Annotated in this window: 10 protein-coding genes; 2 read left to right on the top strand and 8 right to left on the bottom strand. The window is 57.5% G+C overall.

All coding sequences use genetic code 11. The features are described 5' to 3' along the window. Positions 1-175: 175 nt before the first annotated feature. The 3 genes from AAXE93_RS01105 to AAXE93_RS01115 form a co-directional block, all read right to left on the bottom strand. Entirely contained in the window at positions 176-418 is a 243-nt protein-coding gene (locus AAXE93_RS01105; RefSeq protein WP_390127413.1) for a hypothetical protein, read from the bottom strand. Positions 419-1,127: 709 nt separating this feature from the next. Next, entirely contained in the window at positions 1,128-1,469 is a 342-nt protein-coding gene (locus AAXE93_RS01110) for a hypothetical protein (protein ID WP_390127415.1), read from the bottom strand. A 100-nt stretch (positions 1,470-1,569) separates the two neighbouring features. Continuing rightward, the gene (locus AAXE93_RS01115) at positions 1,570-2,187 is read right to left on the bottom strand and encodes a hypothetical protein (RefSeq protein ID WP_390127417.1); all 618 of its coding nucleotides are present in this window, start codon (positions 2,185-2,187) and stop codon (positions 1,570-1,572) included. A 1,922-nt stretch (positions 2,188-4,109) separates the two neighbouring features. Here AAXE93_RS01115 and AAXE93_RS01120 point away from each other — a divergent pair. Further along, a complete protein-coding gene (locus AAXE93_RS01120; RefSeq protein WP_390128627.1) occupies positions 4,110-4,664 on the top strand; it encodes an adenine phosphoribosyltransferase in 555 nt (184 codons plus the stop codon). Here AAXE93_RS01120 and AAXE93_RS01125 read toward each other — a convergent pair. The 5 genes from AAXE93_RS01125 to dapB all read right to left on the bottom strand — a co-directional run bounded on the left by AAXE93_RS01125 (position 4,655) and on the right by dapB (position 7,905). Then, complete coding sequence (locus tag AAXE93_RS01125; protein WP_390127419.1) at positions 4,655-4,867, bottom strand: DUF2949 domain-containing protein; 213 nt, start codon at positions 4,865-4,867, stop codon at positions 4,655-4,657. The two genes, AAXE93_RS01120 and AAXE93_RS01125, sit on opposite strands and share 10 nt — an antisense overlap. Before the next feature lie 20 nt (positions 4,868-4,887). Further along, entirely contained in the window at positions 4,888-6,033 is a 1,146-nt protein-coding gene (locus AAXE93_RS01130; protein WP_390127421.1) for an FAD-dependent monooxygenase, read from the bottom strand. A gap of 41 nt (positions 6,034-6,074) precedes the next feature. After that, positions 6,075-6,326 (bottom strand): high light inducible protein, encoded by a 252-nt coding sequence (locus AAXE93_RS01135; protein ID WP_114987899.1) that lies wholly within the window; start codon positions 6,324-6,326, stop codon positions 6,075-6,077. A 78-nt stretch (positions 6,327-6,404) separates the two neighbouring features. Then, entirely contained in the window at positions 6,405-7,061 is a 657-nt protein-coding gene (locus tag AAXE93_RS01140; protein ID WP_390127423.1) for a hypothetical protein, read from the bottom strand. A gap of 10 nt (positions 7,062-7,071) precedes the next feature. Further along, entirely contained in the window at positions 7,072-7,905 is an 834-nt protein-coding gene (gene dapB / locus AAXE93_RS01145) for a 4-hydroxy-tetrahydrodipicolinate reductase (RefSeq protein WP_390127425.1), read from the bottom strand. A 117-nt stretch (positions 7,906-8,022) separates the two neighbouring features. Here dapB and AAXE93_RS01150 point away from each other — a divergent pair, with 117 nt between their 5' ends. Beyond that, the gene (locus AAXE93_RS01150) at positions 8,023-12,033 is read left to right on the top strand and encodes a magnesium chelatase subunit H (RefSeq protein ID WP_390127426.1); all 4,011 of its coding nucleotides are present in this window, start codon (positions 8,023-8,025) and stop codon (positions 12,031-12,033) included. Positions 12,034-12,053 lie beyond the last annotated feature (20 nt).

Below are 12,053 nucleotides of genomic sequence, written 5' to 3' on the forward strand. Positions count from 1 at the left end.
ACTGCTCGCAGTTGATTCGTACCCCTGAGGGGGGCCAGGTCATCTTCTTGAAAGTCTCTGGATACGCTTGGGGCTATGCCGCAGGAGTCCAGCCCACGTCCTGCTTTCAAATTGGCGTGATGTCTTGTCTGTGCGGTTGGGTCAGGGGTTGCCGAATGCCTGAATTGATGATTGATCAGTAGACGATGGGCTTACGACCGCTTCTGCAGCTTAGGCGAGCAATTGCCAGCGAGGTGTTGATGTCGTCATCGCCGCCTGCACCTCTGAAGCTGTAGGAGAACTGGGCAGATTGTCTATCGCCATGCTCCCCCATTAGTTCTTCCATCACGCATTCTTTGAAAGCCACTTTCTTCTCCAAATAGTCCACTAGTAAAAGAGTTGGTATAGCGATCACTGCGCCTAACGCAGCTCGGGTCAACAGTGTGGTTGCTCTATTTGTATCCATGACCCCATTGTGCATTCATCCATCCTCAGGAGGCCAGCCCATCGGCTTTTGCTGCGTAGACGCTCAGATCTCAGACTCTCGGAACGATTTGGGCAGAAGGTGATGTGGAGTCTACGGAGCTCTTGAATTGCTTGCATGGATTACAAGGAGTTTTGCCTTACCTGTCTCGTCACGTTGGCGGCCATTAACACGGTGCTGAATTTGCGTTCACAACGACGGCGCTGAGCCCTTAGATCAGCTTTGAACGTCCCAGCAGGTATCCAACACCGAGGCCAGTTGCGGCCCCTTGGAATTGCCAAAGCTGTTTCCTGTATCGCCAACCAGCTCTATCCAAAGCAACACCAGCCCAGATGGATATCGCAACAATCAAAAGCAGGAGGAGGTTTTTCATCTGAGCTCTAGCTGAATTCCCACGTCACGATGACAGCCATGGCGGCTAAGAGAAGGAAAACCAACCAGTTCCCACCAGCCCCAAAAGCGAACATTGCCGCGATGAGCACTGCACTAACAGAAACCTTCAGGCGTTTATCCATTTGCAAGACGCTCACACTTCAATTTCAGTCTTCTTAGATCGCTCTGTATAGGTCTGCTTCCTGTTCTGACCTCTAAGGCTCGCTTGTTACGCCATACGGCTAGATAACCTCCAAGCCCCAACCCAGCCAGTAGGAATAGAGGACTCACTTCAGTAGCACCCCATGGCTTCATAGTCGGCTAGTACCCGATCAATGCGTGGGGCATATTTCTCGATAACTTCCTCTCTAGTTATTTCTCCGTCTGCTTCGTAGTTGGCCATTCTTATGTTCATGCAGTTAAGGATCTCGTTATTAACAAAATTTTTCATACATATAGCCTGAGCCTTCTCCATTGCTGGGAGAATGATTGCGTTTTGAGCTGCTAGTGCCTCGGCATCCATCGCAGATTTCAGGCGCGCAGCAGCCCTTTGTATTGCTTCGCATTGGACATAGTCTATTGCCTGAGCACTAGGCATTAGGCACAGAACCGAAATAAGGAGCATCTTCTTCACTTAGAATGCCCTGGAATACAACGAGTTTGGCTAGCCAGCTGCCATTTGTCACTATCACTTGCAGTTTTTGTCAAGAACTGACTTGACCTTGAAGTAATGCTTATGGTTTCTTTTCGCTCTCCCCAAGAGATAGCGCTTGGCAATACAGATCGAACGCTTCCATTACGATATCTGGTTTACTCTCGAGTAGATAAGCTTCTTTCTCTGACTTTCTGTTGCCTCTTATTTTTGTTGATGAGTCAAGTGCTGAGTCTCTGAATCCTCCAAGTGTACCGCTCCCACTTAGATTAAATAGTGTCCAGTCCTTTGAGCCTTTGCACCATTGGGCAGCATGAACAGCCTCATGCGTCAGTGTTGTACTCAGTTGCTTCTTCGCATCATTAAACTTGTCTCTTCCGGAAATATCACCAAGCCTTGGATCTTCTAGGAGATTATCTACGCATAGATAAATTGCTCTATACTTAGAGATAAAATATCCTCTCATTAGATGGTTTGTTCTGCATGTCGGAGGGTTGGCTATTATAAGGAATTGTTTTTTTAACAAGAGGTCGTGAAGGGGTCTAGTTCTTTTGTTTATGTATCGGCGATAATCTGCTGCCTGCGTACTTAGGCCTGATGTAAGAAGGATTAGTAAAACAAAGATATGCATCGTTCGCCAGCTTTTGACGCATCTGACTCCCTCTTGGGAAGGTCGGGGATTTTTGTCAGTTTCTGGCATCAGTAAGAAGCAAAGACCAGGAATTTTGAATTAATGGGAAAACGTGATTGTGAGATCGTGAAGCCCATGCCTAGGGGTATGGGTATTTGCTTGCGAAAGACGTACTCATCATATTCTTGCGTGAAGGGGGATGGTTAGTATTTTTTGGACGGCCTTTGTCGTCATGGTAAAGCCGGCAGCGATACTTCTTTGATCTTTTCATGGCTTTCGGCGATAACAGAACGTCCGTCGGGTGCGATCAGCACAATTGAACTGACCGATGGAGGTATCCCAATTACCTCCCAGCCAGGTGGGCCTCCCTGGAATCGGAATTCATATCCGCCTGCATCTCTTTTCGTCAGACAGGGGTTGTTTGTTGGATTTAGGTACATGCATCGAGCTGGGTGATAGATGCGCAATCCCCCATTGGATGCTGTAGCCGCCCCGCGAGCGAGGTTAATGGCGCGTTTTGACGCTGTTGGAACCAACTCCCTGGCTTCAGTCCGCACCATTGCTGGCATTGTGTGAGCGGTGACTAACAAGGTGCCGATTAGGAGAAATCGCTTCACTTGTGCGCAGTTCAACAGCTTCCCCATTTTGCGAAAGCCTTTCAGTTCTGGCAACAGTGCTGCAAATGTTGATCGTCTCTTGAGAGAGTGGAAAGGCGAATTTGGGATTACAATAGCTCGATAGCTTCGCTAGTGCGTGTTTCTTTTGGTTATTTTTTCTCGGCTTCAATAGATGTGCAGCATGTATAGATGGGGAAAACTTCTCCAGTTCTGTCTCCTTCGGTAATTGTTTCATTCCCTATGTGCATGCATCCAGGCTTGCGAGACAGCGACTTTACGACTTTCTTGATGTCTTGGGCTTTCTCGTCGCTTAAATAAGTGTCCTTGCAGATCGCTGGATATTTGATTTCATCGCTCATCGCGAAAAGAAGTGATGTGAGTGCTATGAGTGGGATCATTAATTGTTAGTGATTAGGTAACTGTCTCGCAAGTGACAAGCATGCGGAGTTGCTAAATATACATAATCGCTTGGCTCACCCCGACGCTGTTTGATTGCTGGTCAAATCACCTGCTCCCTTTTGCGCTGGCCTCTCGATGTTTTTGACTAATCCATCAACCAATCCAGATCATCGTCCCAGGCTTTGTCTCTTCCGCTATGTGGCCTGCGTTTTCGCGGTTTAACTGGTTCAACCAGTAGGAGGGGCGGAGGTGGCAAGAGCGGTGGGACTTGTATCTCCTTGCTTCTTGCTCGATATGGGATGACCGGCACGCGTATGGGTTCTGCAGCTTGTATCGGGACTGAACTCGTCACCAAGATTCCCAATAATGCATCTCGTATGACTCGTCCGAAAAACGACTCCTGTTTTCGATTGCATCGTTGAAGTGCTGGCTGTGCTCTCAGAAACATGTACTACGCACGTTGCCTCGCAGGAGTTTGTCATTAACTACTGCTATTGCTCCATTTCCTGCGGACGCTGCTTTGCGCTGGCGCTTGTTGCCCACCCCCACCCTCTGCGTGTGCAAACGCAGTCCGTGCACTCCTCTATACAGATGTATTAGTGCAGCCAGCTGGGTTTAGGCAGCTTGAACAGCCTGAAGAAAACAGCATCCTTCTGTAGGCCTTTCTGACGGCAGGTGCATCTTGATCCTGCAGGCCGAGAGGGGTCTGCAGCAGGGAGTCGAGGACCACTTGGCCTCCTTCCGCGCCAATGGGGAGTCGAGGTCCATTAGGCCTCTTCCCCATATCTTTCAAAAACCAGCGGAAATATTTGAAGCCCATTTATTGATGGCCTCGGATGCTGCATCCCCCATGCCCCCCTTTTGTCGCTCTGCTGTTGTTTAACTCTCGTAGAACCCTGTCGCACTACTCCGCTGGGATTCAGCTACAACCCAGTGTTTGCAACGCTTTAGGCCTTGACAAACCTCATGGCTGCGATGATGCCAGGGGCAACGCCATTGCGTCACCTGAATTTGGATCTTCAGTCCCACATTCGCTCAATTCCGGATTTTCCCAAGCCTGGAATTCTGTTTCGAGACATCAACCCGCTGCTGCGCTCACCAGAAGCAATGGCCGAGGTGATCCGTCAGCTGGGCCAGGTGTGTGACCAGGTGAAGCCTGATTTGATCGTGGGGATCGAATCCCGGGGATTCATCTTCGGGGCACCCCTGGCCAGCGATCGACAGCTTGGCTTCGTGCCTGTGCGCAAGCCCGGAAAGCTGCCCGGTGAGGTGGTAGGCCTGGACTACGCCCTGGAGTACGGCACCGATCGGCTGGAGATTCAAGCCGATGCATTTGAGAATTCACCCCGGGTGCTGGTGGTGGACGATCTGTTGGCCACCGGTGGAACGGCTGCAGCAACGGGACAACTGGTGGAGCAGGCCGGCGGTTGCTTGGTGGGCTTTGCCTTTGTGATCGAGCTGGAGGGGCTCGCAGGCCGTCAGGCCTTGCCCGCAGGCCAGCCCGTGGAAGCGTTGTTGCGCTACGGCTGACTGTTCTGCCAGTCGAAGACGTCTTCCAACTGCTGCAAATTCAACAACCCGAAGCTCCATAGCACGATCGGGAGGGGGGCTTGTTCCAGTTCCGCCTGGCGTTGCCCCAGCTCCAGGGCGCTTGGACTCAATCCCAAACGCCGCTGAAGAAACTGCAGCAAGGCGTCTGTTGCTGGGGGTTGCCGCTGGCTGGACATCACCATGGTCGCGACCCGCGCTTAGCTCAGTTTGGCAAGGCCCGCCAGAGCTGCATGGGGCCGTCACTCATGGCCCGCAGGCTGAGTTGGCGCAGCCCAGAGAACTGCTTCAGCAGCAGCAGGGCCAAACGCCGCAGGGGAAGCAACAGCGGTTGGCGGTTGGAGAACACCCGCACCAGAAGATCCGTCGCCACACCCACCTGGAGCACATCGAGCCAGCGGCTCGTCCCGTAGCGCCGAGCGATTGTTGCGGCGCTTCCTCCCCGCTCCACGGCGCGCAACAAGCCTTCCACATCACGCCAGCAGAGATTGAGCCCCTGGCCTCCCACGGGATGGCAGCGGTGGCCCGCTTCGCCGATCAGCACGCCCCGTCCGCGATGAAATCGGCGAGCCAGGAGCCATTGTTGTGGGAAGGCTCGGGGTTGATCCAGAAGGCAATCCGGTTCAATGCCCTCCGGCAGAACAGCGGCCAGCTGATCGAGAAAGGCACTGCGCTGCAGTGTGCTGCGCTGTTCGCAACGCTGCCAGGGTGCACTCCACACCACTTGGAACGTGCCCTGCCCCAAGGGCAGAACGGCGAGAGGGCCTTCCGGTCGAAACAATTCGCAGGCCCTGTCGTGGGGGAGTCCCCGCAGGGCAACTTTGGCGGTGAGGCAGCCCTGGCGATAGCGCATGCCCCAGTGACGGATGCCCCAGGCCTCCCGTGTGGGGGAGCGCGGTCCGTCAGCCGCCACGATCAGGGCATCAGCGCTCGCATCAGGGCTTGGTTCGGCCAGGTGCATGGCCACGTTGTCATTGGCCTCCAGACGAGCCAGCAACAGCTTCATCAAGGGCCGGTGATCGAGGATCCAGCCGATGCCGTCATGGTGTCGATTGGCTGATGCCAGGTCGTCCTCGCTGAAGAGAACGCGGACGTTGGTGGCCCCATCCCGCAAATCCAGGTCACGGAAAGGCACCAAGGCGTCGCGCAGGTCGTGCCATAGGCCCAGGTTGGTTAACAGCCGGCGGCTGGAGTGGGTGATGGCGTACGCCCGGCTTCTGGCTTGAAGTTCCGATGCCGTCAGCGGGTCAAACAGGACCACGCGCTGACCACGGAGGCCGAGGGCGAGAGCAGTGAGGGCGCCGGTGGGACCAGCGCCCAAAACATGAATCTCTGGAATGAATGGAGCCATTCAGGGAGTCTGGCCAGCCATCCCGATCCAGCGCTAGGCGATCAGCCCAGGCCGAGCAGCCCGTGAACGAAGGATTCGCCGCCCAGGGCCAGTTCAGTCGCCAGCAGAGCGATGAATCCGAGCATGGCCATGCGGCCGTTCAGTTTTTCGGCGCGATCGTGGAAACCCCAACCCTGGGTTGCTTCAACCACTTCCATGCGGGGTTCCGTGGCAAAGGCGTTGAGGCGGCCGCCGTCTTCCGTGGTGACCTGTGCACCGCGCACGACAGGAGTGGTGGGAGAGGACTGGGACATGGATGCCGCCGTTTGATTGATAAGAAGTGTAAACCAGGTTTAAGAAATGTTCAGCAGCGGCTGCTCGATGCCTGTTGTTCAACGCCGGCTGTTGAGGCGGAGTTGGCAGAGCTCCTCAAAGGCGGGACGGAGCAGGAAGGGGTACTCGCCAACCCAAATCCGCATGCCCGGCAGCCAGGCATCGCTGAGGGCTCCGATCTTTGAGAAATCCTTGCGCTCGCTCAGCACCAGGCAGCGGATCAGGCTGCCGCGGCGGATTGACTGGTGCTTTTTCTCCATCGGAAAGGCCACCCGGCCGAGGTAACCCTCCTCGTCTTCGAGTTCGAGCAGCATCCAGGTGCGTCGGTTCTCCACGAGTTCCAGCCGCCCGCGACTGTCGGCCTGCTCGTGGCGGTTTTCCACCCGCTCACGCGTGATCACGTCCGCCACCTCGCCCTCAAACAGGGCAGCCGCGGGATAGCGCCGCAGGGTGGCGTTGCGCTGGCCGGCCTGCACTATCGGGCCCCACAGCACATACAGAAAGAACACAACGCTGATCACCAGCCAGACAGGGCCCCAGCGGCTGCCGAGCTGCGCCTGGTTGTAGATCAGGAATGTGATCACTCCACCGATGGCGGCGATCATCAGGCGCTGCAGCACCTCCTGGGGGTTGCCGAGGGCAAAGCGGAACTGGTTGCCGGTGGCAACAGCGGGGATCAGCCGTTGCAGTTCACCGGGGCGGAGGGGAATGAGCATGGTGTCGCCTTCAGATCAGGCGCTCAAGGCCGTACACAAGGCTGCCGAGGCTGCCCACCTTGCGCACCGTGAGCAGCACCCCTGGCATGTAGGCGGAACGATTAATGGTGTCGTGACGCAGGGTGTAGGTCTCCCCTGGGGCACCGAACATCACTTCCTGGTGAGCCACCAGGCCCGGCAGCCGCACGGAGTGCAGCCGCAGGCCGCTGTCCCGCTGTCCGCCGCGGCAGCCCGCCAGGGATTCGTGCTCATCCACCTCCTCGGGATTGAAGTACTTGCCCAGCTCCTCCATCAGCTCAGCGGTTTTGATGCAGGTGCCGCTGGGGGCGTCCGCCTTGAGGTTGTGGTGCAGTTCCGTCAGTTCCGCGTGGTCGTAGAACCGTGCCGCTGCGGCTGCGGCTTGCTGCAACAGCACCATGCCCACGGAGAAATTGGGGATCACGGCCCCACCCACGGACGCTTTGGCCGAGAACTCGGTGAGGTCGTTGAGTTGTTCCGGCGAGAGCCCTGTGGTTCCGATCACGGGGTGAACGCCGTAGGCGATCGCCGCGCGGGTGTGCTCATAAACAACGGAGGGGTGGGTGAAATCCACCAATACGGCGCCGCTGCCGCTGTCCCGCACCGATTGGCTCACGGCGCAGAGACAGCCTTCGAAATCAGCTGTTATGGCCACCTCCAGCTCGCCAAGGCCCAGCTCCAGACCCACGTCTGCCCCCTCTTTGCCGGGGGTGTTGTCGATGGCGCCAACCAGGCTGCAGTCTTCGGCTCCCACCACAGCCTTGATCACCTCGGCGCCCATGCGCCCCAGGGCACCGGCAACAACGACGGGAATCGGAGCGGTCATGAAAGCGCAGCAGACGCTCAAAAGCCTATGGGTCGGCTCGTGTAACGGCCGATCAGAAATCCTCGCGCCCTATGGGCCAGTCGCCGTAAGGTTCTTCACATTGCTCAAAGCGCGCTGATGTTCACACAGGTCCGCTCCGCCGATCGCCGCGTTGCTCCTGTGGAGGGCCAGAACCACAAGTCCGTCATGAAGGCGGTTTATGTGGTGCTGGAGCCCCAGTACCAAAACGCCCTCACCCAGGCAGCGACGGCTCTCAATGCATCGGGTGGTGATCTCGGGATCGAGCTGAGCGGCTATCTGATTGAAGAACTCCGCGACGACGACAACTACGCCGGCTTCTGTGCCGACGTGGCTGAGGCTGATGTCTTTGTGGCCTCCTTGATCTTCATCGAAGATCTGGCGCAGAAGGTTGTGGACGCCGTTGCCCCCCACCGCGACCGACTCAAGGCGGCTGTGGTCTTCCCGTCCATGCCGGAGGTGATGCGGCTAAACAAGCTGGGCAGCTTCTCGATGGCCCAGCTCGGTCAGAGCAAGAGCGCCATCGCAGGCTTCATGAAGAAGCGGAAGGAAGCCGGAGGTGCTGGTTTCCAGGACGCGATGCTCAAGCTGCTTAACACGCTGCCCACCGTTCTCAAGTACCTGCCGGTTGAGAAAGCGCAGGATGCCCGTAGCTTCATGCTCAGCTTCCAGTACTGGCTGGGCGGTACCCCCGACAACCTGCGTAACTTCCTGTTGATGCTGGCTGACAAGTACGTCTTCCCAGCTGCAGAAGGCGAGGAGCGCCCCGCAATGGAGGTGGCGGAGCCCGAAGTGTTCCCCGACCTCGGCATCTGGCACCCCCTGGCTCCCTCGATGTTCGAGGACCTCAAGGAATATCTGAACTGGACCTCCAGCCGCACCGACCTTTCTGAGGAAGCTCGCAAAGGACCGGTGATCGGCTTGGTGCTGCAGCGCAGCCATATCGTCACCGGTGATGATGCCCATTACGTGGCCACCATCCAGGAGCTGGAGTTCCGTGGCGCTCGCGTTATTCCGATCTTCTGCGGTGGTCTCGACTTCTCCAAGCCGGTCAACGCTTTCTTTTACGACCCGCTCAATCCCGAGCAGCCCCTGGTGGACGGCATCGTCTCCCTCACCGGTTTTGCGCTTGTCGGAGGTCCGGCCCGTCAGGACCACCCCAAGGCGATTGAGTCTCTGAAGAAGCTCAACCGTCCTTACATGGTGGCGCTCCCCCTCGTCTTCCAGACCACCCAGGAGTGGGAACAGAGCGACCTTGGCCTGCACCCCGTTCAGGTGGCCCTGCAGATCGCCATCCCCGAGTTGGATGGCGCCATCGAGCCCATCGTTCTCTCCGGTCGCGACGATGCCACCGGCAAGGCGCACACCCTTCAAGACCGTGTTGATGCCATCGCTGAGCGGGCCATCCGCTGGTCTTCGCTGCGGATCAAGCCCCGCAACGAGAAGAAGCTGGCGATCACCGTGTTCAGCTTCCCTCCCGACAAAGGCAATGTCGGTACGGCGGCTTACCTCGACGTCTTCGGCTCCATCCATCGGGTGATGCAGGAGATGAAGGCGAAGGGTTACGACGTGCAGGATCTGCCGTCGACCCCGCGCGAGCTGCTGGAGGCCGTCATCAATGATGCCGATGCCATGCAGGGCTCTCCGGAGCTGTCTATCGCCCATCGGATGAGCGTTGAGGAATACGAGCGTCTGACGCCCTACTCCGAACGGCTTGAAGAGAACTGGGGCAAGCCTCCCGGCAATCTCAACAGCGATGGCCAGAACCTGCTGGTTTTCGGTCGCCACTTCGGCAACGTTTTCGTTGGCGTTCAGCCCACCTTCGGCTACGAGGGTGATCCGATGCGTTTGCTCTATTCCCGCAGCGCCAGCCCCCACCACGGCTTCGCCGCTTACTACACCTATCTCCAGAAGATCTGGAAGGCTGATGCGGTGCTCCACTTCGGCACCCACGGCTCCCTCGAGTTCATGCCCGGCAAGCAGATGGGTATGAGCGAAACCTGCTACCCCGATTCACTGATCGGAGCGCTGCCCAATCTTTATTACTACGCCGCCAATAACCCCTCCGAGGCCACCATCGCCAAGCGGCGGGGTTATGCCTCCACCATCAGCTACCTCACCCCTCCGGCTGAAAATGCCGGTCTTTACAAGGGCCTGAAGGAACTGGGTGAGCTGGTGGGCTCCTACCAGCAGCTGCGTGAGGGCGGCCGCGGCATTCAGATCGTCAACACGATCATTGAGACGGCACGTCAGTGCAACCTCGATAAGGATGTCGACCTTCCTGAGGACGATGCCTCGACCCTTGAACTGGAGGGACGTGATGCCCTGGTGGGCGCCGTTTACCGCCAGCTGATGGAGATCGAAAGCCGTCTCCTTCCCTGTGGCCTTCACACCATTGGCAAGCCCCCCACTGCTGAGGAGGCCGTTGCCACCTTGGTGAACATCGCTGCTCTCGAGCGTGAAGAGGATGGGCTGCGCTCACTCCCCGGCCTGCTGGCTGAGGCGATGGGCCGCTCGATTGAAGACATCTACAAAGGCAACGACGAGGGCGTTCTCGCCGATGTCGAGCTCAACCGCACGATCACGGAAACATCCCGCGCTGCTATTGGCGCCATGGTTCGCACCCTCACCGGCCGTGATGGTCGGGTCAGCCTGCGCAACAGCTTCGGTTGGTTCTACGACCTGCTGGCCAAGTTCGGCTTCAAGCTCCCCTCGCCTTGGCTGCGGGCCTGCTGCAGCGCTGGCTTCGTGCAGATCGATTCCACCGAGCTCGACAAGCTCTTTGCCTATCTGCGCTTCTGCCTTGAGCAGGTCTGTGCCGACATGGAGATGGAAAGTCTGCTCAAGGCTCTCGATGGTGAATACATCCTTCCGGGCCCCGGTGGCGATCCGATTCGGAATCCTGGTGTGCTGCCTAGTGGCAAGAACATCCACGCCCTCGACCCGCAGGCGATCCCCACCCGTGCGGCGGTGGCTGCAGCCAAGAGTGTTGTCGACAAGTTGATTGAGCGTCAGCGCGAGGAGCAGGGCACCTGGCCCGAAACAATCGCCTGCGTGCTCTGGGGAACCGACAACATCAAGACCTACGGCGAATCCCTGGCTCAGATCCTCTGGTTCGTTGGCGTCAAGCCGATGCCGGACTCCGTGGGTCGGGTGAACAAGCTTGAGCTGATTCCCCTGGAAGAACTCGGCCGCCCCCGCGTTGATGTGGTGGTGAACTGCTCCGGTGTGTTCCGCGATCTGTTCATCAACCAGATGGCGCTGATCGACCAGGCCGTGAAGATGGCTGCCGAGGCCGATGAGCCTCTGGAGCAGAACTTCGTTCGCAAGCACGCCCTCGAGCAGGCGGAAAAAGAAGGCACGAGCTTGCGAGATGCGGCCTGCCGGGTGTTCTCCAATGCCAGCGGTAGCTACAGCTCCAACGTGAACCTCGCAGTTGAGAACAGCACCTGGGAGGAGGAAGGTGAGCTGCAGGAGATGTACCTCTCCCGCAAGACCTTTGCCTTCAATGCCGACAACCCCGGTGAGATGAACCAGAAGCGGGAGGTGTTCGAGAACGTGATGAAGACGGCGGATGTCACCTTCCAGAACCTCGATTCGGCTGAGATCTCCCTCACCGATGTGAGCCACTACTTCGACTCCGATCCCACCAAGTTGATCGCTGGCCTGCGTGACGACGGCAAAGCTCCCACCAGCTACATCGCTGACACCACCACGGCCAACGCGCAGGTGCGTTCGCTGAGTGAAACGATCCGCCTGGATTCACGCACCAAGCTGCTGAATCCCAAGTGGTACGAAGGCATGCTCGATTCTGGCTACGAGGGTGTGCGAGAGGTGGCCAAGCGCCTCAACTTCACCTTGGGTTGGAGTGCCACCAGCGGTGCCGTTGACAACTTCGTCTACGAAGAAGCCAACGAAACCTTCATCAACGATCCCGAGATGCGCAAGCGTCTGCTGGAACTCAACCCCAACAGCTTCCGTCAGATCGTGGGCACCCTGCTTGAGGTGCATGGCCGCGGATACTGGGAGACCTCGGATGAAAACATCGAGCAGCTGCAGGAGCTCTACCAGGAGGTTGAGGATCGGATTGAGGGTGTTGTCACCGACTGATCGTCGACCAAGTGTTGAAC

The organism is Synechococcus sp. HIMB2401 (assembly GCF_042883245.1).
GTDB lineage: Bacteria > Cyanobacteriota > Cyanobacteriia > PCC-6307 > Cyanobiaceae > Parasynechococcus.

What these genes read in the sequence shown, in the direction of transcription:
- AAXE93_RS01115 (WP_390127417.1), bottom strand. Translation starts at nt 2,187, where the DNA reads ATGCCAGAAACTGACAAAAATCCCCGACCTTCCCAAGAGGGAGTCAGA.
- AAXE93_RS01120 (WP_390128627.1), top strand. Translation starts at nt 4,110, where the DNA reads ATGATGCCAGGGGCAACGCCATTGCGTCACCTGAATTTGGATCTTCAG.
- AAXE93_RS01125 (WP_390127419.1), bottom strand. Translation starts at nt 4,867, where the DNA reads ATGGTGATGTCCAGCCAGCGGCAACCCCCAGCAACAGACGCCTTGCTG.
- AAXE93_RS01130 (WP_390127421.1), bottom strand. Translation starts at nt 6,033, where the DNA reads ATGGCTCCATTCATTCCAGAGATTCATGTTTTGGGCGCTGGTCCCACC.
- AAXE93_RS01135 (WP_114987899.1), bottom strand. Translation starts at nt 6,326, where the DNA reads ATGTCCCAGTCCTCTCCCACCACTCCTGTCGTGCGCGGTGCACAGGTC.
- AAXE93_RS01140 (WP_390127423.1), bottom strand. Translation starts at nt 7,061, where the DNA reads ATGCTCATTCCCCTCCGCCCCGGTGAACTGCAACGGCTGATCCCCGCT.
- dapB (WP_390127425.1), bottom strand. Translation starts at nt 7,905, where the DNA reads ATGACCGCTCCGATTCCCGTCGTTGTTGCCGGTGCCCTGGGGCGCATG.
- AAXE93_RS01150 (WP_390127426.1), top strand. Translation starts at nt 8,023, where the DNA reads ATGTTCACACAGGTCCGCTCCGCCGATCGCCGCGTTGCTCCTGTGGAG.